General features: G+C 64.4%; 28 protein-coding genes and 1 other RNA gene. 14 read left to right on the top strand and 15 right to left on the bottom strand.

Annotated features, from left to right (window positions below):
• Positions 1–2: 2 nt before the first annotated feature.
• From mtgA to ON00_RS02330, 3 genes are all read right to left on the bottom strand, one after another.
• Positions 3–764 (bottom strand): monofunctional biosynthetic peptidoglycan transglycosylase, encoded by a 762-nt coding sequence (gene mtgA, locus ON00_RS02340; RefSeq protein ID WP_010402934.1) that lies wholly within the window; start codon positions 762–764, stop codon positions 3–5.
• Positions 765–825: 61 nt separating this feature from the next.
• On the bottom strand, positions 826–1,731 hold the full coding sequence (gene rpoH, locus ON00_RS02335) for an RNA polymerase sigma factor RpoH (protein ID WP_010402933.1): 906 nt from the start codon (positions 1,729–1,731) through the stop codon (positions 826–828).
• Positions 1,732–1,788: 57 nt separating this feature from the next.
• The gene (locus tag ON00_RS02330) at positions 1,789–2,739 is read right to left on the bottom strand and encodes an RluA family pseudouridine synthase (protein ID WP_010402932.1); all 951 of its coding nucleotides are present in this window, start codon (positions 2,737–2,739) and stop codon (positions 1,789–1,791) included.
• Between the two features lie 16 nt (positions 2,740–2,755).
• Between ON00_RS02330 and ON00_RS02325 the strand changes: the two genes are divergently transcribed.
• From ON00_RS02325 to ON00_RS02275, 12 genes are all read left to right on the top strand, one after another.
• The gene (locus ON00_RS02325) at positions 2,756–3,166 is read left to right on the top strand and encodes a M67 family metallopeptidase (protein WP_040601572.1); all 411 of its coding nucleotides are present in this window, start codon (positions 2,756–2,758) and stop codon (positions 3,164–3,166) included.
• Between the two features lie 85 nt (positions 3,167–3,251).
• Positions 3,252–3,896, top strand: coding sequence for a histidine phosphotransferase family protein (locus ON00_RS02320; RefSeq protein ID WP_010402929.1), 645 nt, complete (start codon positions 3,252–3,254; stop codon positions 3,894–3,896).
• Positions 3,897–3,950: 54 nt separating this feature from the next.
• Positions 3,951–6,239, top strand: coding sequence for a chemotaxis protein CheA (locus ON00_RS02315; RefSeq protein ID WP_010402928.1), 2,289 nt, complete (start codon positions 3,951–3,953; stop codon positions 6,237–6,239).
• A complete protein-coding gene (locus ON00_RS02310; protein WP_010402927.1) occupies positions 6,239–6,667 on the top strand; it encodes a chemotaxis protein CheW in 429 nt (142 codons plus the stop codon). Before ON00_RS02315 ends, ON00_RS02310 begins: the two co-directional genes overlap by 1 nt.
• 74 nt (positions 6,668–6,741) lie before the next feature.
• Positions 6,742–7,107 carry a response regulator gene (locus ON00_RS02305; protein WP_010402926.1) on the top strand — a complete coding sequence of 122 codons (366 nt, stop codon included), beginning with the start codon at positions 6,742–6,744 and terminating at the stop codon, positions 7,105–7,107.
• 12 nt (positions 7,108–7,119) lie between these two features.
• The gene (locus ON00_RS02300) at positions 7,120–8,199 is read left to right on the top strand and encodes a chemotaxis protein CheB (RefSeq protein WP_010402924.1); all 1,080 of its coding nucleotides are present in this window, start codon (positions 7,120–7,122) and stop codon (positions 8,197–8,199) included.
• Positions 8,200–8,264: 65 nt separating this feature from the next.
• Positions 8,265–9,059 carry a CheR family methyltransferase gene (locus ON00_RS02295; RefSeq protein ID WP_010402922.1) on the top strand — a complete coding sequence of 265 codons (795 nt, stop codon included), beginning with the start codon at positions 8,265–8,267 and terminating at the stop codon, positions 9,057–9,059.
• Positions 9,060–9,127: 68 nt separating this feature from the next.
• Positions 9,128–9,817, top strand: a complete 690-nt coding sequence (locus ON00_RS02290) for an N-acetylmuramoyl-L-alanine amidase (RefSeq protein WP_010402920.1) — start codon at positions 9,128–9,130, stop codon at positions 9,815–9,817.
• An 11-nt stretch (positions 9,818–9,828) separates the two neighbouring features.
• Positions 9,829–10,204, top strand: an RNA gene (gene rnpB / locus ON00_RS19970) — RNase P RNA component class A.
• An 82-nt stretch (positions 10,205–10,286) separates the two neighbouring features.
• The gene (locus ON00_RS02285) at positions 10,287–10,832 is read left to right on the top strand and encodes a J domain-containing protein (protein ID WP_029622356.1); all 546 of its coding nucleotides are present in this window, start codon (positions 10,287–10,289) and stop codon (positions 10,830–10,832) included.
• Entirely contained in the window at positions 10,829–11,137 is a 309-nt protein-coding gene (locus ON00_RS02280; protein WP_010402918.1) for a thioredoxin domain-containing protein, read from the top strand. The genes ON00_RS02285 and ON00_RS02280 overlap by 4 nt, the downstream gene beginning before the upstream one ends.
• A gap of 1 nt (position 11,138) precedes the next feature.
• Complete coding sequence (locus ON00_RS02275) at positions 11,139–11,768, top strand: LysE family translocator (RefSeq protein WP_010402917.1); 630 nt, start codon at positions 11,139–11,141, stop codon at positions 11,766–11,768.
• Positions 11,769–11,837: 69 nt separating this feature from the next.
• Here the strand turns inward: ON00_RS02275 and ON00_RS21135 are convergent, their stop codons facing one another.
• The gene (locus ON00_RS21135; protein WP_245535520.1) at positions 11,838–12,443 is read right to left on the bottom strand and encodes a darcynin family protein; all 606 of its coding nucleotides are present in this window, start codon (positions 12,441–12,443) and stop codon (positions 11,838–11,840) included.
• Here ON00_RS21135 and ON00_RS02265 point away from each other — a divergent pair.
• Positions 12,379–12,912: a TetR/AcrR family transcriptional regulator gene (locus tag ON00_RS02265; RefSeq protein ID WP_010402915.1), complete on the top strand. Its 534-nt coding sequence runs from the start codon at positions 12,379–12,381 to the stop codon at positions 12,910–12,912. The two genes, ON00_RS21135 and ON00_RS02265, sit on opposite strands and share 65 nt — an antisense overlap.
• On the opposite strand, the gene ON00_RS02260 is transcribed toward ON00_RS02265, so the two are convergent.
• From ON00_RS02260 to ON00_RS20485, 11 genes are all read right to left on the bottom strand, one after another.
• Positions 12,897–13,307, bottom strand: a complete 411-nt coding sequence (locus tag ON00_RS02260; protein ID WP_029622353.1) for a SufE family protein — start codon at positions 13,305–13,307, stop codon at positions 12,897–12,899. The genes ON00_RS02265 and ON00_RS02260 overlap by 16 nt on opposite strands.
• 165 nt (positions 13,308–13,472) lie before the next feature.
• Positions 13,473–13,715, bottom strand: a complete 243-nt coding sequence (locus tag ON00_RS02255) for a hypothetical protein (protein WP_029622352.1) — start codon at positions 13,713–13,715, stop codon at positions 13,473–13,475.
• A gap of 26 nt (positions 13,716–13,741) precedes the next feature.
• Positions 13,742–14,011 (bottom strand): hypothetical protein, encoded by a 270-nt coding sequence (locus ON00_RS02250; RefSeq protein ID WP_010402911.1) that lies wholly within the window; start codon positions 14,009–14,011, stop codon positions 13,742–13,744.
• Between the two features lie 197 nt (positions 14,012–14,208).
• Entirely contained in the window at positions 14,209–14,472 is a 264-nt protein-coding gene (locus ON00_RS02245; RefSeq protein WP_010402910.1) for a hypothetical protein, read from the bottom strand.
• Between the two features lie 28 nt (positions 14,473–14,500).
• Positions 14,501–14,779 (bottom strand): hypothetical protein, encoded by a 279-nt coding sequence (locus ON00_RS02240; protein ID WP_010402909.1) that lies wholly within the window; start codon positions 14,777–14,779, stop codon positions 14,501–14,503.
• A 16-nt stretch (positions 14,780–14,795) separates the two neighbouring features.
• Positions 14,796–15,104: a hypothetical protein gene (locus ON00_RS02235; RefSeq protein ID WP_010402908.1), complete on the bottom strand. Its 309-nt coding sequence runs from the start codon at positions 15,102–15,104 to the stop codon at positions 14,796–14,798.
• Positions 15,105–15,134: 30 nt separating this feature from the next.
• Positions 15,135–15,431 carry a hypothetical protein gene (locus ON00_RS02230; protein WP_010402907.1) on the bottom strand — a complete coding sequence of 99 codons (297 nt, stop codon included), beginning with the start codon at positions 15,429–15,431 and terminating at the stop codon, positions 15,135–15,137.
• Positions 15,432–15,461: 30 nt separating this feature from the next.
• Positions 15,462–15,839: an envelope stress response membrane protein PspC gene (gene pspC / locus ON00_RS02225; protein ID WP_010402906.1), complete on the bottom strand. Its 378-nt coding sequence runs from the start codon at positions 15,837–15,839 to the stop codon at positions 15,462–15,464.
• Position 15,840: 1 nt separating this feature from the next.
• Positions 15,841–16,116 carry an envelope stress response membrane protein PspB gene (pspB, locus tag ON00_RS02220; protein ID WP_010402905.1) on the bottom strand — a complete coding sequence of 92 codons (276 nt, stop codon included), beginning with the start codon at positions 16,114–16,116 and terminating at the stop codon, positions 15,841–15,843.
• A 1-nt stretch (position 16,117) separates the two neighbouring features.
• Positions 16,118–16,786 carry a phage shock protein PspA gene (gene pspA / locus ON00_RS02215; RefSeq protein WP_010402904.1) on the bottom strand — a complete coding sequence of 223 codons (669 nt, stop codon included), beginning with the start codon at positions 16,784–16,786 and terminating at the stop codon, positions 16,118–16,120.
• 82 nt (positions 16,787–16,868) lie between these two features.
• On the bottom strand, positions 16,869–17,018 hold the full coding sequence (locus ON00_RS20485) for a hypothetical protein (protein WP_154651262.1): 150 nt from the start codon (positions 17,016–17,018) through the stop codon (positions 16,869–16,871).
• Positions 17,019–17,180: 162 nt separating this feature from the next.
• Here ON00_RS20485 and pspF point away from each other — a divergent pair, with 162 nt between their 5' ends.
• Entirely contained in the window at positions 17,181–18,221 is a 1,041-nt protein-coding gene (gene pspF / locus ON00_RS02210; protein WP_010402903.1) for a phage shock protein operon transcriptional activator, read from the top strand.
• Positions 18,222–18,231 lie beyond the last annotated feature (10 nt).

Below are 18,231 nucleotides of genomic sequence, written 5' to 3'. Positions count from 1 at the left end.
GTTTAGCGCAAGCAGCGGTCCAGCCCGTCGTTACGGACGACGCCCACCCGGCGGGTGATAGTGTTGCCGTGGCGGCGGGTGAATCCGCGTGGCGCGATCGCCGCGCGCTTCTTTGGGAGTGGCAGCACAGCGGCGATCCGGCCAGCTTCGTCAGGCGTCAGGTGGCTTGCGTCATGGCCGAAATAGCGCCGTGACGCAGCGTCGACGCCATACGTCCCAATGCCGGTCTCGGCGACATTGAGATAGACCTCCATAATCCGGCGCTTGCCCCAGATGTTTTCAATCAGGACGGTGAAATACGCCTCCAACGCTTTGCGCGCATAGCCGCCGCCCTGAATTAGAAAGACGTTCTTGGCGGTTTGTTGGCTGATGGTCGATCCGCCGCGGATGCGCCCACCGCTTGCATTGCGCAGATAAGCGGTTTCGATCGCGTGCAGATCAAACCCGTTATGCAAGCAGAAGCGCGAATCCTCGCCCGCAATCGCCGCACGCGCCATGTTGGGGTCGATCTTGGATAGCGGCCGCCAGGATTTGTCGATGCCGTGCCCGCCCAGCGCATCGCCGACCATGGTCAACGTGATCGGCGGCGGCACGAAGCGGTAGAGCACCACCATGAAGACCGACACGATCACGAAGGCGATCACCGCGCGGAGCGCCCAGCCGACCACACGTCCGAGCAGGCCGCGTTTCGGACGAGGGCGCGCACGCGGGTTCAGTTCGGACTGTTGCACATGCGTTCCGACATCGGCGTTCCCTGGTCCCATGACATGCTCCCGAGGCTTTGCGTAGCGCGGGAGCAGTGTCGAGGGAAGAAACGCTATGCGATCAGGCGGAGACCAGCATCCGGTTGTCGCCCGCGATGCGCATCATCGCCTTTTGCAGCTTCTCGAACGCGCGCACCTCGATCTGGCGGACGCGCTCGCGCGACACGCCATAGACCTGGCTCAGTTCCTCAAGCGTCTTGGGCTCGTCGGTCAGGCGGCGTTCGGTCAGGATGAACTTTTCGCGCTCGTTGAGGTCGTCCATCGCGGCGGTGAGCATTTCGTGGCGGACATCGGCTTCCTGCGCTTCGGCAACGACGCTGTCCTGCAGGGGCGAGTCGTCGGCGAGCCAATCCTGCCACTGGCCTTCGCCATCTTCGCGCATCGGCACGTTGAGCGAGGTATCGCCGCCCATCGCCATGCGGCGATTCATGCTGGTGACTTCGTCCTCGGTGACCCCCAGATCCTTGGCGATCTTGGCGAGATGCTCAGGCGACAGATCGCCATCCTCGAACGCGTCGAGCTTGGACTTCATCCGGCGCAGGTTGAAGAACAGCTTCTTTTGCGCGGCGGTGGTGCCCATTTTCACCAGGCTCCACGAGCGCAGGATGAATTCCTGGATCGAGGCGCGGATCCACCACATCGCATAGGTCGCCAAGCGGAAGCCGCGATCGGCCTCGAACTTCTTAACGCCTTGCATCAGGCCGATATTGCCCTCCGAGATGAGCTCCGACACGGGGAGGCCATAACCGCGATAGCCCATCGCAATCTTCGCCACGAGGCGCAGATGCGAGGTGACCAATTGCGCGGCGGCATCGGTGTCACCATGCTCTTCGAAGCGCTTGGCGAGCATATATTCCTGCTCGGGCGCGAGGATCGGAAATTTCTTGATCTCCGACAGGTAGCGATTGAGGCTCGCCTCGCCGCCAAGGGCGGGGATCGTCGCGGGGACGTTGCTGCGGGCTGCCATGATCGTGTCTCCCTTTATCGAAGCTGGACCGTGCCAGAGGCACACGCCAGCCGAAACCTATACAAACAGTCTATAGAACAGTTCCTGCATGTCGGCAGGCATTTCGCTATCGAACGCCAAAGCGTTACTTGTCACCGGATGAATGAACCCCAAACGGGCGGCGTGCAACGCCTGACGCCGGAAACCCAAGGTTTCCAAAGTGGCTTTGTGGGCCTGCTTTGTTCTACCGTAAACCGGGTCGCCGAGCAAGGGGTGACCGAGCGAGGCCATATGCACGCGGACCTGGTGCGTCCGTCCGGTTTCCAGCCGACATTCGACCAATGCCGCGTCCTGCAAGCGTTCGATCGTGGTGAAATGCGTGACCGCCCGTTTGCCGCCGGGGACGATCGCGATCTTCTTGCGGTTGGAGGGTGATCGCGCGAGCGGTGCGTCGACGGTTCCGGTAGGCGGGGCGGGCTGCCCTGACACGATCGCCTTATAGCGCCGGTCGATGCTGTGGTCGTGAAATTGCTTGGCCAGGCCCTCATGCGCGCGGTCGGTCTTGGCCGCGACCATCAGGCCTGACGTGTCCTTGTCGATGCGGTGGACGATGCCCGGCCGCGCTACGCCGCCAATCCCGGAAAGGTTGCCCGCGCAGTGGTGGAGCAGCGCGTTGACCAACGTGCCGTCGGCATTCCCCGCCGCCGGATGGACGACCAACCCCGCCTGTTTGTCGATCACGATCAGTTCGTCATCCTCGAACACGACGTTGAGCGCGATGTCCTGCGCGGCGTTATGCGAGGGCGTGGGGGCGGGGACGGCGACCAGATACAGGCCCCCGGCAATCGCCTTGCCCGACGGATCATTGGCGACATGCCCGCGCGGATCGGTAACGGCCCCGCTTGCGATCAACGCCTTCAGCCGTTCGCGCGAGACATCCGGCAGCGCATCGGCCAGCGCGCGGTCGAGGCGCAACCCCTGCGCGGTTGCGGAAACCCGCGCTTCAAGAGTGGCCACCCCCCGGTTCATGGACTAGAATCTGGGCATGACGTTGGAGATTTCAAGCACTCTGTTGGCGCGACTGCTAAACGAAGCCGCAAATATGCCGGACGTGGAGGTGTGCGGCCTGCTGTTCGGCACGGCGGAGCGGTTGGAAGCGGTGCGTGCCTGTCGCAACGTCGCGGCGGAGCCCGCCCACGCGTTCGAGATCGACCCCGCTGCCCTTATCGCGGCGCATCGTGCCGCGCGCGATGGTGGTCCTGCGTTGCTCGGCTACTATCACTCGCACCCCAATGGGGTCGCAACACCCTCGGCGCGCGACGCGGCCGCCGCCGCACCCGATGGGGCATTGTGGATCATCATCGCGGGGCAGACCGTCGCCTGTTATCGCGCCGTTTGCGAGGGCGCGCATGCCGGGCGGTTCGAGGCCGTGCCGTATCGGATCGAGGAAGTCTGACACCAATAGGGATGCAGTGGGTTGCTTCCTCCGCCGTGCATCGCCAGAAGAGCGATCAAGTCATGATCCGAAAGCCAAACAACCAATGACGATCAGCGCCGCCGATTTCGCAAGCCTGCTGTGCTCGCGCCTGTGCCACGATTTGCTGAGCCCGGTGGGCGCACTCAATAACGGACTGGAACTGCTCGCGGATGAGCATGACCCGGAAATGCGCGCGCGCTGCCTGGAACTGCTGAGCGACAGCGCCAAGGCGTCCGCCAACAAGCTGAAATTCTTCCGGCTCGCTTTTGGCGCAGCCGGCGGTTTCGGCGAATCGGTCGATTCGCGCGAAGCGCGCGCGGCGATCGAGGGGCTGTTCGGCGACGGACACAAGGTCAAGCTCGGCTGGCTGGTCGAGGACGCGACGCTGCCCAAGCCGGCCATCAAGGTATTGCTCAATCTCGCGCTGATCGCGGGCGATGCGCTGGTGCGCGGTGGACAGCTCGATGTCGGCGCGGAAAGCAATGATGGTCAGGTCGAAATCGTCGTCCGCGCCGATGGCCCGCGCATCGTGCTCGATGCCGAAATGCGGGCGGCCTTGACCGGAACGCAGGGCGAAGCCGTCATCACCCCGCGGGCGGCAGCCGCGTATCTTGTGCAGGCGTTGGTCGCCGAGGGCGGCGGGATCGTCCAGGTTTCCGACCCCGAGGATTCGGTGCTGTTGTTCGGCGCGGCCTTCAAGGCAGGATAACTCTGCCTTAACCACTGTTCGGCCATGACCGCGTGCAGCGCTACGCGGGGGCCCATGGACGATCTCTTACAGGAATTCATCGCCGAGACGCGCGAGACGCTGGAAGCGCTCTCGGGCGAGATCGTCGCATGGGAATCCGCGCCGGACGATCGCGACCGGCTCGATGCGATCTTTCGCTTCGTCCATACGGTGAAAGGCAGCTGCGGTTTTCTCGATCTGCCGCGCCTTGCGCGACTGAGCCATGCCGCCGAAGACGTCTTGGCGGCGGTGCGATCGGGCGAGCGCGCGCCCGATACCCGGCTTGTCAACGCCGTGCTGGCGATTGTCGACAGGATTGGCGAGATCGTCGAGGCGATCGACGCCGGCCATGCCCTTGACGATTCGGGCGAAGACCTGCTGATCGCAGCGCTGGATACGGGTGCCGAAATGGCGGCACCCCAGGCGGTGTCGGCACCGCGCTCCCCCAGCCGCAGTGTCCGCCTCAACGTCGATTTGCTCGACCGGATGATGAGCGGCATGTCCGACATGGTGCTGGCCCGCAACGAACTGGCGCGGCGCGTGCGCGATGGAGGGGCCGACCCGGTCGTCGAGGCCGCGCTCGAGCGGCTCTCGCTGACCGTCGCCGAAATGCGCGACACGGTCACGCGGACGCGCATGCAGAAGATCGACGCTTTGTTCTCGGCGCTGCCGCGCATGGTGCGCGATACCGCGACCGAACTCGGCAAATCGGTGACGCTGCATATTGAGGGCAGCGACGTCGAGCTTGACCGCGAGATGATCGAGATGATGCGCGATCCGCTCGTTCACATCATCCGCAATTCGATCGACCACGGCATCGAAGCCCCGGCGCTGCGCCGCGCGCTGGGCAAGCGTGAGAATGGCTGGCTCAACGTGGCGGCGCGGCAATCGGGCAACCAGATCGTCATCGAGATCAGCGACGATGGTCAGGGGGTCGATACCGATCGGCTCGTCGCGAAGGTCGCGAACGCAGGGCTGCGCAGCGACGCGCAATTGCGCAGCATGAGCGAGCAGGCAAAGCTCGATCTGATTTTCGAGCCCGGCCTTTCGACCAAGGACATGGCCACCGCCATTTCCGGCCGCGGCGTCGGGATGGATGTGGTGCGCGCCAATGTGGAGCAGATTGGCGGGCGGATCGAATTGCACAATGCGCCCGGCAAGGGGCTGCGAATCTCCATCCATGTGCCACTTACGCTCTCGATCATGTCCACCATCGGCGTTGGTGTGCGCGATCAGCGCTTTGCCATTTCGCGTCAGGTGATCGAGGAAATCGTCCGCGTCGGTGGCGATATGATCCGCATCGATCGCATTGGCGACACGTTGAGCGCAACCGTGCGCGACCGGCGGATGCCGTTGATCGACCTTGGCGATTTGCTCGGCTTCGGGCCGCGGTCGCCGGTGATGCTGGCGATCGTCAGCGCATCGGGCGGCAGCTACGCGCTCGCGGTCGATTCGGTGCTCGATCATGAGGAACTGGTCATCAAGCCGGCCGCGCCAGCCATCATGGCGACCGGGGTCTATGCCGGACAGACGCTGCCCGATAGCGGGCTGCCAATGCTGATGCTCGATTGCGCCGGTATCGCGCATGTCGCGGGCCTGGTGTTCGGGCGTGAGGCGATGGTTGAAGAGATCGAGGCGGAGGCCGTGGTCCCCGGTGTGCAGGCGCTGTTGTTCGACGATCTCGACGGGGTGCGCCGGGTGCTGCCACTGTCGGTGATCGATCGTGTCGAGCCCGTTTCCGCTTCCGCAATTCGCTTTTCGGCGGGCCGATTGCGCTTGTCGGTCGAGGGCGGGATCATCCCGCTCGTCGCCTTGGGCGAATGGGCACCGCAATCGACGGTGTCGGTCGTGCGGCTGCGCGATGGCTCTGTCGAGATTGGTTACGCGATTGGCGAAGCGATCGATATCGTTGAACTCCCGGAAACCGTTGTCCCGGCGCACGATGCCGGGCCGATTGCGGGTGTCGTGGCGATCGATGGCGATCAGATCGAAGTGATCGATCTGCACTGGCTGTTTGCGAGCCATGCCGATGCCGGCACCGTCAGCGATGCGCCGCTGTGCCTGTTCGATGGCCCAGAGACCGCTTGGATGACGACCTTCCTGAAACCCGTGCTGGAAGGCGCGGGGTATCGCGTTGCGACCATGCTGCGACCGGGCGAGACGCCGCGCGTGGTAGTGCGGATGAGCGACGATCCGACCGGGAGCGCCGCGACGGTTCCCGTCGTGCGTCTGCGCCGCGACGCCGACGGCGATGACGGCAGCATTTTCCGCTACGACCGGCCAGCGCTGCTGGCGGCGGTCGCGCGCTCGACGGGAGGTCGATAATGGCGTTGTTCCTGATTGCACAAATCGCCGGGCGGCCGGTGGCGATCGAATCCAGCCAGGTCGAGTCGGTCGTCGACATCGGCAGCATCATCCCGGTCCCACGCGCGGAACGTCAGGTGCGCGGCCTCGCCGCCTTGCGCAGCCGCGTCGTCACCGTCATCGACACGCGCGCGGCGTTGGGTCTTGAAGCGGCGGAGGTCGATGCGGGCCGCGCCATCATCACCATCGTCGAAGGCCATTATTACGCCATTCTCGTCGATGCGCTGGATGACGTCGCCCCCTTCGATCTTACGCCGCTATCGGCCGGCATCCTGTTGGATAAAGGGTGGCTGAAGGTCGGGCGCGGCATTGTCGAGCGCGATGGCGAGCCGATCCTGGCGATCGCGCTCGATGGCTTGATCCCGGGCGCGCTCGCGCTGGCCGCGTAAAAACCTCCAGATTAACGCGACGCTTACGCATTTCGGGCAGGGTTGCCCCAAGCGGACTTTAACAGGGTGAATTCATGAAGACGTGCCTCGTCGTCGACGATTCGAAGGTGATCCGCAAGGTCGCGCGCCACATCCTGGAGACGCTCAACTTTCGCGTGAGCGAAGCGGGGGACGGTCGCGAGGCGCTGGACGCCTGTCTGGTGTCGGCACCCGATGTGGTCCTGCTCGATTGGAACATGCCCGTGATGAGCGGCATGGATTTTCTGCGCGCGCTGCGCGACAGCGCCATCCCGACCCGGCCCAAGGTGGTGTTCTGCACCACCGAGAACGGCATGGCGCATATCCGCGCGGCGATCGAGGCGGGGGCGGACGAATATGTCATGAAGCCGTTCGACCGCGAGACGCTGGAAAGCAAACTTCAGATCGTGGGCATGGCCTGACGGGTCTGTCCCATGCGCACCCGCCCCGCACCAAAGCCGAAGCCAGCAAGGATTGGTGATCCGCGCCCGCTCGTCCTGATCGTCGACGATTCGGCGGTCGCGCGCGCCGTCCTTGCGCGCGCGGTTGAAAGCGATGGGCGTTTCCTTGTCGCCGGTGCCGTCTCCAGTGCGGCAGTGGCGCTGGAATTCGTCAAGCATACCCGTGTCGATGGCATCGTGCTCGATCTCGAAATGCCGGGAGTCTCCGGCTTGGCGGCCTTGCCGGGGCTGATCGCGGCCGGGCAGGGGGCCAAGGTCCTGATCGTCTCCTCGGCAGCCAGCGAGGGGGCTGCGGCCACGGTCGAGGCGTTGGCGCTGGGCGCGGCGGATACGCTGGTGAAGCCCGATATCGGCGAGTTTGCAGGGCGCTTCTCGATCGCGCTCAACGAGAAATTGACTCGCTTGCTCACGAAGGACGATGCCCAGGCGTTGCCCCCGCGCTCCGGTGCGGGAGTCGGAGAGCCGGGGGTGGCCCCTGGCTTTGACATTGTCGCGATCGGGGCATCGACTGGCGGTATTCACGCGCTCAGCCTGTTGCTGCGCGAAATTCCCAAGGATTTTACCGTTCCGATTTTGATTACGCAGCATTTGCCCGAATCGTTCATGCCGTATTTCGCGGCGCAGATCGCCGTGCTGGCCAATCGGCCGTGCGACGTCGCGACCGATTGTATGCGGATCCGCCCCGGGCGCGTGATCGTTGCGCCGGGGAATGCCCATATTCGGGTGGTCAGCACCGGCGATGGCGGCGCGATCCGCTTGACTGCCGATCCCGCGAAAAGCGGCTGTATGCCATCGGTCGATCCGATGTTTGAGAGTTTGGCGGAGGTCTATGGGTCGCGTGTGCTTGGCGTCGTGTTGAGCGGTATGGGCCGCGACGGAAGCGATGGGGCCCGCAGCGTACAAAGCCATGGCGGTACCGTCGTGGTGCAGGACCGCGAGAGCTCGGTGGTGTGGGGGATGCCCGGCGCGATCGCCAATACGGGCGGGGCCAGCGCGGTGTTGGCACCCCGGGAGATCGGTCGCTTGATCGCGGCGCGGCGGCGTCCGGCATGAGCGCGCCCAGCCTTGATTTGGCCCCGGCGCGCGGCTTGCTTCCACGCGCGTCCTCAAAAGGGACGATGGGCGTGCTGACAGCGATTTTGGAGGCGCGGACCGGGCAGCAGCTCGCCGCCAATCGCGAATGGCGCGTGGAGACGGTGTTGAAACCGGTGCTGCGCGATCTTGGTCTTGAAACCCTCGACGCGCTCGCAACGGCGGCGCAGCACTCGACTGCGATCGGTGACCGGGTCGCCGACGCGCTGCTCAACCAGGAAAGCTCGTTTTTCCGGGACGCGGCCGTGTTCGAGATGGTGGCCGATGCGGTCGACAGTCTCCGCGCGACCAAACTCAACCGTCGACCGCGTGTGTGGTCGGCGGGGTGTTCGTTCGGGCAGGAGCCGCTCTCGCTGGCCATGTTGTTTGCCGAGCGTGGGGCCGATCAGCACGATTTGCCGCCCGAAATCATCGCATCCGACGTGTCGGAGGCGGCGCTGGCGCGCGCGCGTAGCGGTCGCTATTCGCAATTCGAGATCCAGCGCGGCTTGCCGATACGGCGCATGGTGCGGTGGTTCGATGGCGACGGCGTGGACTGGGTCGCCAAGACCGAACTGGTACGGCGGATCAACTACCGACGGCTCAACCTGGTCACCGATCCGCCGCCGGTCGGCCGCTTCGATGTCATCCTGTGCCGCAATGTCTTGCTGTATCTGACCATTGAACTGCGCCGGCAGATTCTTGATCGGTTGGCGACAGTCCTGCGTCCGGGCGGCGTGCTGGTGCTGGGCGCGGGCGAAACCGTGATCGGCCAGACCGAGGCCTTCCGGCCGAGCGCGCGCTATCGTGGCCTGTACGAACCGGCGGTGCGGGAGGGGTAATCGCCTGCCAGGCTTCCTAACGCGCCGCGTCCGTGCTTAAGCGGTGTTTCGGCTCGCGGGGAGGGACCATGACCATCATCGATACGCCGTCGCCCAATTACGACGAACGCACGCTGCCCGTCTCGATGATTGTGTTGCATTACACCGGCATGCAGACAGCGCAGGCGGCGATTGACCGGTTGCGTGACCTGGACGCGAAGGTCTCTGCACATTATCTGATCGCCGAGGACGGCACGATTTTGCGCATGGTGGACGAAGAAAAGCGCGCCTGGCACGCCGGAAAGTCGCGCTGGCGCGGGATCGAGGATGTCAATTCCGCGAGCATCGGGATCGAGATCGTCAATCCCGGCCATGAATTCGGTTATCGCCCGTTCCTGGAGGAGCAGATCGACGCGCTCATTCCGCTGGTCGCCGATATCACCGCGCGCCACGGCATCACGCGCGGCAATGTGGTGGGCCATTCGGACATCGCGCCGACGCGCAAGCAGGATCCGGGCGAGCTGTTCCCGTGGAGCCGCCTCGCCAAATTGCGGCTCGCTTTGCCGCGCCCGACCAAGAATCTGATGGACCCTTTGTGGAGCGATGCGGGCTTCCTGATCGCGCTCGAACGCTTCGGCTATGATGTCAGCGACAAGCTCGCCGCCATCGTCGCGTTCCAGCGCCGCTTTCGTCCCGAATTGCTGGATGGGGTGATCGATGGCGAGTGCCGCAGCATCCTGCTCGCGCTGCTGTTGCCAAAGCCGACCGGAGACGACTAAGGCCAGTGTTGCCAGAGGGTCGGGCGGCCGCGGGGTGTGTTAAGCACCGCGAGGAAAGTCCGGGCTCCGCGGAACGACGGTGCCGGGTAACGCCCGGCGGGGGTGACCCCAGGGACAGTGCCACAGAGAGCAGACCGCCGATGTCCTTCGCGAGAAGGAACAGGCAAGGGTGAAAGGGTGCGGCAAGAGCGCACCGCGCGCCTGGTAACAGGGGCGGCATGGCAAACCCCACCGGGAGCAAGATCGAATAGGGATGGCATATGGGCCTCGTTCCGGCTCGTCATCCGGGTTGATTGCTTGAGGCGGCGTGCAAACGTCGTCCTAGAGGAATGGTCGCCTAACCTCGCAAGAGGGGGACAGAACCCGGCTTACAGACCCTCTGGCATTTTTTTGCGGGTCGCCGTTTTTTCATGGTGGTTTCACAAAAGCGTCATGGCGCTATCGCGCTTCGATGCTTAGATGGCCCGCTATGGCGCGTTCCTCCTCCCGATCAGCCGACTGGGGCTTTCCGCGCTGGCGCGCTTATGGCGAGGCCAGCATGGAAGCGGCGACCGTGCGGTTGTGCGACCGTCATGGCTGCACCCAAAAGGGCGATTGCCCGGCCCCAAAATCCCCCAACAGCCCCGAACGCTGGTATTTCTGCCAGGAACATGCGGGCGAATATAATCGCGGCTGGAATTATTTCGAAGGGTTGAGCGCGGAGGAAGCGGCCGAGCGCGAACGCGCCGAGACGCAAACTGCCGAGGGCTATACCGCCTCGCGCCACCATCAATGGGCCGGGCCGGGCGACGGTAGCCGGTCGCGCGACGAAATTCGCGCGCTGGAGGTGCTGGAACTCGATGTCGATGCCGATTTCGAGACGGTGCGGCTGGCATGGCGGCGATTGGCGAAATCGAACCACCCCGATGTGCGCCCCGGCGACAAGGAGGCCGCAGCCCGCTTCCTCGCGATCCAGGCCGCCTATGACGTGCTGAAGGCCGCCGAGGACGCGCGGACTTGGAAGCCGGGTCTTTGAAGACGGTCCATTCGGATTGGGCCAATACGATCCTGGTCTGCAAGAAATGTTCGAAGAAGCTGGGCGGCGGCTTTGGCCCTAAGGGCAAGACGCCGCTGGCCAGGGCGCTGCGGGCGGAGCTTGGCGTGCGCAAGGGGCGCAAAGGCGCGCTTGGCATCGTCGAGGTGAAGTGCTTGGGTGTGTGTCCGCGCGGCAGCGTAACGGTGGTCAACGGCGCGGCTCCGGGTGAATGGGCGCTGGTACGCGAAGGCGTGCCGGTTGCGACGGTGGTGGATGAGCTGGGCCTGAAGCCCGACGGGGAATAAGATGACCTGGCACACATGGTGGTTGTTCACGGGCGCGGTGTTTCTGCTGTCGGGCACGCCGGGCCCGAACATGCTCCACATCCTGTCGCGCAGCGTCGAGCTGGGGATGGCGCGCAGCGTGGCGGCGATGACAGGATGCCTGGCTGCGGTGGTAGCAGTGCTTTCAGCCTCGGCGGCGGGGCTCACCACGCTGCTGCTCGCGCTGCCCGGCGCGTTCGAGGTGTTGCGCTATGCCGGCGTCGCCTATCTCATCTACCTTGGTATCAAGGCATGGCGGACCGAGGTGGCACCGCTGGACGTCGGCGCTGGCCCGCTCTCGCCTGCCGTCTCGCTCGCGGCGCTGTTTCGCGGCGGCTTTGCGATCGGTATCAGCAACCCGAAGCTGATCCTGTTTGCGGCGGCGTTCCTGCCCCAGTTCGTCACGCCGACTCATCCACAGGGGCCACAGTTCGCCCTTCTGGTCGCGACCTTCGCTGTGGTGGAGTCGTTCTGGTACGCGGTTTACGCGCTCGGCGGGCGTTCGCTGGCGCGCTATCTCAGTCGCCCGGCGATCAAGCGCGCCTTCAATCGCGTGACGGGGGTCATCTTCGTTGGGTTCGGGCTGGCCCTGCTCAAGACAAAGCCGTCTTAATCGGGTTGGCGCTCTCCAGAAATCGCGGGGAAGCGGGGCAGGGTTGCACCTGCCCGCTCCCGTGATGCGTCATGCCGAGATGGGTGCCCGATCGTTGTTTTTGGCGTAGGCGTTTTCGACCCCGGTGAGAATTTCCACGACCTCAAAATAGCGGTCCCAGAATGGGGTTTCCCGCAAGTTTTCCACGAGCAATTGATAGGCGTGGTGATCCTTGGCGTCCCACATCCAGATATCAGTCACCCGGGCCGAATAGAATTCGACATCGAAGAAGCGGAGCGAGACGGATTCGGCGTGCTTCCTGAGGATGGGCGCGACGTGCTCGTCCAAGAGCTTGAAGCGCCGATCCACGGTGAAGCCGAGCCATTCGGCGGTGGTCTTCACCAACATGAACACGGTCAGGGTGGGTTCGAACGGCGTTTGCTGTGACATCATTTCATCCTTGCGTCGTTGATCGACGGGCATAAAATGTGAGTAAATCCTCATGATTGGTACTCGCGTTTCGCTCATGTCCCCACCGCCGCTCCAACAGCGTCCATCGCTCAGAAAAGTCCCCGGACAGGCGCGTTCGGCGGAGACGGTTCGCATCATCGTCGAGGCGGCTGCTCGCATTTTGGAAGAGGGCGGACTCGGGGCCTTCACCACCAATGCGGTGGCCGAGCGGGCCGGGGTCAGCATCGGATCGCTGTATCAATATTTCCCCGGCAAGGATGCGCTCGTCGGCGCGTTGATCGTTCGGGAAACGTCGCTGTTGATCGCCGACTGCGAGATGGCGCTGGCCGCACCGACCGGGCGAGCGGCGCTCTCCGGCTTGATTCGCTCTGCGGTAGCGCATCAGCTGCGGCGGCCGGTGCTGGCCCGTCTGCTAGATGTTGAAGAAGCGCGCTTGCCGTTCGACGCCGATACGCAGCGCGTGACCTTGCGGCTGCGCGAGATCCTGCGCGAAGTGCTGATCCGTCCCGATCTGTCGCTTCCGTTCGACGAAGCCGTCGCCGGGCAGGATGTGCTGGCGATCGTCAAGGGGATGGTGGACGCCGCCGGGGAGCGTGGCGAACTGGACCAATCCAGCCTGGTCGAGCGCGTTTCCAGGGCGGTTTATGGATATCTGGATGGCACGAGAGAGTCTGGCGATCAGCCGCCGGCGTAGCGGGCCGCCGTCTCGCGGATCAGCGCGATCATGTTGGGGATGCCCTGGGTGCGGTTGGAGCTGAGTTGCTTGCTCAGGTCGAACGGCGCGAGTGCCTGCGGGATATCGGTTGCCAGGATGGCGGCAGGGGCCTGATCCTGCACCGTCAATAACACCAATGCGATGATGCCCTTGGTGATTGCGGCGTTCGAATCGGCGAGGAAGTGGAGCGTGCCGTCCTCCTGGGCCATCGGATAGACCCAGACGGAGGCGGAACACCCCCGCACCAGCGTGGCGTCGGTTTTCAGCGGACCCGGCATCGCTTCGAGCTCCCGACCGAGATCGATCAGCAGACGGTAACGGTCATCGGCTTCGAGGAAGCTATATTCGGATTCGAGGTCGGCGAGGTTTTGCATAAGCGCGCTATAGTCTCGCGCGATCGGGTTCGTCACCCGTTGCCTTTTCCCTTCCCCGGCGAAGGCCGGGGCCCAGTATTGAGCGGGAGCCATCTTACGCTGCGCTTGGCCCTTTCCACCGTCGCTTCTCGGCCCCGGCCTGCGCCGGGGAAGAGAAAGTCGGCTTTACAGATCCACGCCCGCCGCGATCGCTTCCAGCTTGCGGATGCGCTCCTTCAGATCGGCGATCTCGATCCGCGCGCTGGCATTGGGCAGCGTCGGCCCGGCATTGGGCTCGACAAAGGCGTGGAGCTGCTGCTGCTTGAAGGCGAGCCACCCGCGCCAGCCGGTGAGCGCGGTGCCGCTAAGGATGGCGATGCCGGCGAGCCCGGCGGTGGCCATGGTGATGTAGAAGGTCGGGTCGGTCATCATCCCTGCTCCTGGAAAGACGGACATTATGGGCGGTCGCGGAGCTTCTCGATCTCGCGATCGAGGCGGGCACCGCTGTCATTATTGTCGGTGGCGAGGCGTTCTAGGACGGCGAGGCGGTCCTTCATCGCCTTCAGTTCGTCGCGCAGACGCTGGTTCTCGGCCTGGCTGGCGGCATCGTCGCGGAAGTGGACATCCTCGCCATGCTTGGTGCGGACCACGCCATAGCGCGCCTGCAGAACCTTGCCGATCGTGGCCACAACGACGATCGCGATCACCATTTCATAAACGTTCATGGTAGAAACTCCCTGTTTCTCGTGGGTGGCGGAAGCCTCAGCCCGCGTCTGTGGCGGCTTCGCGAAGGCGGCGGCGGCGCGGGCGGTCGATGCTTTCGGTCGCCCAGCAACATCCCGCCGTGATGACGGCGAGCACGGTGAAGAAGATGATCATGATAGCCTCGAGTAAGAAGATTGGGGGAGGAAAGGGGTGACGTTCAGTTGAGCGGTGTGTCGCGGAGCTGTTCGATTTCGTGCGAGAGATCGACACCGCGATCGGTGATGATGCGTTCCAGCACGCGGACGCGCTGTTCGAGCCGTTCGGTCTGCGCGGCATATTGCGCGGCCTTTTCGGCGACCATCGTGGCTTCAAGCTGCATCCGGCGCTCCTTGTGGGCGAGCCAGGGGCGGACGATGGTGCCGGCGACGAGGGCAACGGAGATCCCCAGGATCGGGATGAGAAGGACAAACTGGAAGCCCATAGCGGTATCCTCCGTTGGAGCAGCGGAATCAGTTGGTTTCGATCCGCAATTGTTCGATTTCGCGCGCGGTGCGGACGGCCGGGTCGATCGTGATCCGTTCGAGCACCGCGAGGCGCTGCCGCAGGGCGTCGACCTCGATCATCCGGCGCTCATCCTCCTCGCGGCGCAGCGTCGCTTCGCGGCGCAGCGCCGGGTCGGCGGCGATCAGTGCCTGGCGGACTTTGCGCCGGGCGAATGCCTGGATCGTCAGCAGGCCACACGAGCCGGTCAGCAGGCCCATGATGAAAGCGGGTTCGGGTGGCATCATCGCTCGTCTCCTTCTTTCAGCGCAGCGCGTCGATTTCGCGCGAGACACGCTCGGCGGGATCGGTGGCGATGCGTTCGAGGACGGCGAGGCGCTCCTCCAACCGGCTGATCTGGCCGTGCAGCTTCTCGTTTTCGGCAACCAGCAACTCGGTCTTGCGGTCGGGGGTCAGCCGGTCGTCCGCACCTGCGTTGGTGCAGAGCGGGTTCCAACCGGTGGAGCGACTTTCCGGTGCAAAGCCGTGGCGTGCCCGGATCGACATTTTGACGAGGGCGTAGCAGGCGGCAATCGCCGTTATCCCCAGTACGAAAACTTGATGGCTCGACATTGCAAATCTTCCCCTTTTAGCCCGAAGCGCTCAGCGCAGCGCGTCGATTTCGCGCGAGACGCGCTCGGCGGGATCGGTGGCGATGCGTTCGAGGACGGCGAGGCGCTCCTCCAACCGGCTGATCTGGCCGTGCAGCTTCTCATTCTCGGCGACCAGCAACTCGGTCTGGCGGGTGGTGCTGAGTTCGCCTTCGCGGCTGATCAACTGGCCCTTCTTGGTTTCGATCGGGTAGCCGTGCTTGGCGCGGACCCAGTTGTTGAAGGCCCAGGCGATCGGCCCGACGGTGATCGCCGCGAGCGGGATCAGAAGTCCGAGAGAATTGCTCATGATAGTGTCCCCTGTTGTGCCCGGATCCGATCAGCGCAGGCTGTCGATCTCGTCGGCAAGGCGGCTGTTGCGGCTGGTGTACATCATTTCGATGTCGGCCAGGCGGCGGTCGATGTCGCGGAACTTGCTGCGAACTTCGGCGGTTGAGCGAGTCGGATTGGTGCGCACACCCTGCCAGAACTTCGCGTCCTCGGCGCTGTCATAGAGGCCGAGCGGCTTCTTTTCGGCGACGCAGGCGATGACGATGTAGGCGAGCAGCGTCCATCCGCTGGTGGCGAAGGTCAACAGGGCGGTGCCCACGCGGACCCAGGTGACGTCAATGCCGGTGTAATCGGCGATCCCGGAGCAAACGCCCAGCCATTTGCTGTTCTGTTTGTCGAGGTAGAATTTGGTGCGGCTGGCGGACATTTCAGTTCCTCCGGGTGATGTCGTAATTGGTGGGGGTCGGCTCGGCGAGTGGCATACTGGCGCGCCATTCGGGATGATCGGCGGCGATGATGCGTTCTACCGTGCCAAGGCGATCTTCGAGGCGGCGGGCGAGCGAGTAGAGCTCATCGAGCAGCTTCTCGTCCTCGTTGGTGATCTTGGGGGCCTGCCGCCATTTGGTGACATAGTGCAGGATCACCCAGGGCATGCCGATGAAGAGCGTGCCACAGACGGCGATGGGGACCAGAATTTCCTCCATCTCAGCCTTCCTTGCCGAAGCGGGCCTTCATCGCGGCGAGTTCGGCTTCCACCTTGTCGCTGGACTTGAGCTCGGCGATTTCCTCTTCGAGCGTCTTGGGCGGCTGGCCCATGCCCATCACATCGGCGCGGCCTTCGGCCAGATCGACGCGGCGTTCCATGATCTCGAAGCGGCTGAACGCGTCCTGGATCTTGGGGCCAGCGTACATTTCGCGCAGCTTGAAGCGGTTCTGCGCGCTTTCGAGCCGGGTCGCGATCGAATTCTGGCGGGTGCGCGCTTCGCGGAGCTTGCCGGTCAGCTTAGCGATGTCTTCCTCCGACGCATGCAGCGCCTCGTCGAGCACGGCGATCTCACGGCCGAGCTGGTCGGCCATGTCGGCGGCCTTCTGCTTTTCGACCAGGGCAGCCTTGGCAAGGTCTTCACGGCCTTTGGACAGCGCGAGCTCGGCCTTTTCGGTCCAGCTTTCCTGCAAGGCACCGAGCTTGCTGATGTGGCGGCGCATTTCCTTCTGGTCGGCGATGGTGCGCGCGGCGGAGGCGCGGACCTCGACCAGTGTTTCCTCCATTTCCAGGATGATCATGCGGATCATCTTGGCGGGGTCTTCGGCCTTGTCGAGCAGGTCGGTAAAGTTGGCGGCGATGATATCGCGGGTGCGGCTGAAGATGCCCATGGTGTAACTCCTTCGAGGGTACGCTGTATTGGTGTGAACAGGTGTGCCGGGGCGGCTGTGAGGGCTCCGCCCCGGCGTCGCCTTACCCGTGGGGCTGGGCGGCGATCTGGACGGGGGCAGCGGTGGCGGGGCCAACCGTGCCGACGAGCGTGACGGAGCCGATCAGAACCGTCGCGACCAGGGCGACGAGGATCTGCGGAAGCGAGTTGCCCGATTTGTATTCGCTGTTCATTGTTAGTCTCCTGAAGCTTGAAATCGTGGTGCCCGGTGGGGCGATGCCAACAGCTTTGCAGGGAGCGTGCCAGTTTCAGAAATGGCGGATTTCCGCGCCTTTCTGGGAGATGAATTAAAATCGCACTTGCCAAGCCTTGGGATTTTACGCCAAGCCTTGGCAATGGAGCGGACAACCCACGTCATCGGCCAATCGGGCGCGTTCCTCGATGCGCTGGAACTCGCCAGCCGCGCGGCGGCGCTCGACCGCCCGGTGCTGGTGATCGGCGAGCGCGGCACCGGCAAGGAACTGGTGGCCGAGCGTTTGCATCGCCTGAGCCCGCGCTGGGACCAGCCGCTGGTCATCATGAATTGCGCGGCGTTGCCCGAGACGCTGATCGAGGCGGAGCTGTTCGGCCATGAAGCGGGTGCGTTCACCGGTGCGACCAAGGCACGGGCGGGGCGGTTCGAAGAGGCACATCGCGGCACGCTGTTCCTTGACGAGCTTGGCACGCTGTCGATGGCGGCGCAGGACCGGCTGCTGCGCGCGGTCGAATATGGTGAGGTCACGCGGATCGGGTCGTCGCGGCCGATGCGCGTCGACGTGCGGATCGTCGCGGCGACCAACGAGCATTTGCCCGACAAGGTCGCGCGGCACCAGTTTCGCGCCGATTTGCTCGACCGGCTGAGTTTTGAAGTCGTGACGCTGCCACCGCTGCGCGCGCGCGTCGGCGACGTGCTGGTGCTGGCCGAGCATTTCGGGCGGCGCATGGCGTCTGAATTGGGGCGCGACGATTGGCCGGGCTTCACCAAGGCGGCGCAGGCGGCGTTGGTGGCCTATCAATGGCCCGGCAACGTCCGCGAATTGCGCAACGTGGTGGAGCGCGCCGTGTATCGCTGGGAGATGGAGGGGCCGATCGATGCGATCCAATTCGATCCGTTCCATTCGCCGCATCGCCCGCCAACGGTGCAACCGCTGGCCGAACCCGTCGCAGACACCGCACCGCCGACCGCAGCGGCACCGCCAAGCGCGGCCAGCGGTCCGATGGATTACAAAACGCGGCTGGCGCGGTTTGAGCGCGAAATGCTGCAGTCGGCATTGGCCGAGAACCGCTTCAACCAGCGCGCCACGGCGGAGGCGTTGGGCCTCAGTTATGATCAATTGCGGCACGCGCTGAAGCGGCACGGGCTGATTTCGGGTACCAATGCGGAATCGGTTGCGTAACGAGCCGCGC

Source organism: Sphingomonas echinoides ATCC 14820, from assembly GCF_000241465.1.
Taxonomy (GTDB): Bacteria; Pseudomonadota; Alphaproteobacteria; order Sphingomonadales; family Sphingomonadaceae; genus Sphingomonas; species Sphingomonas echinoides.
The sequence above is the reverse complement of the archived record's forward strand: the minus strand, read 5'-3'. Positions and strand labels throughout refer to the sequence as shown.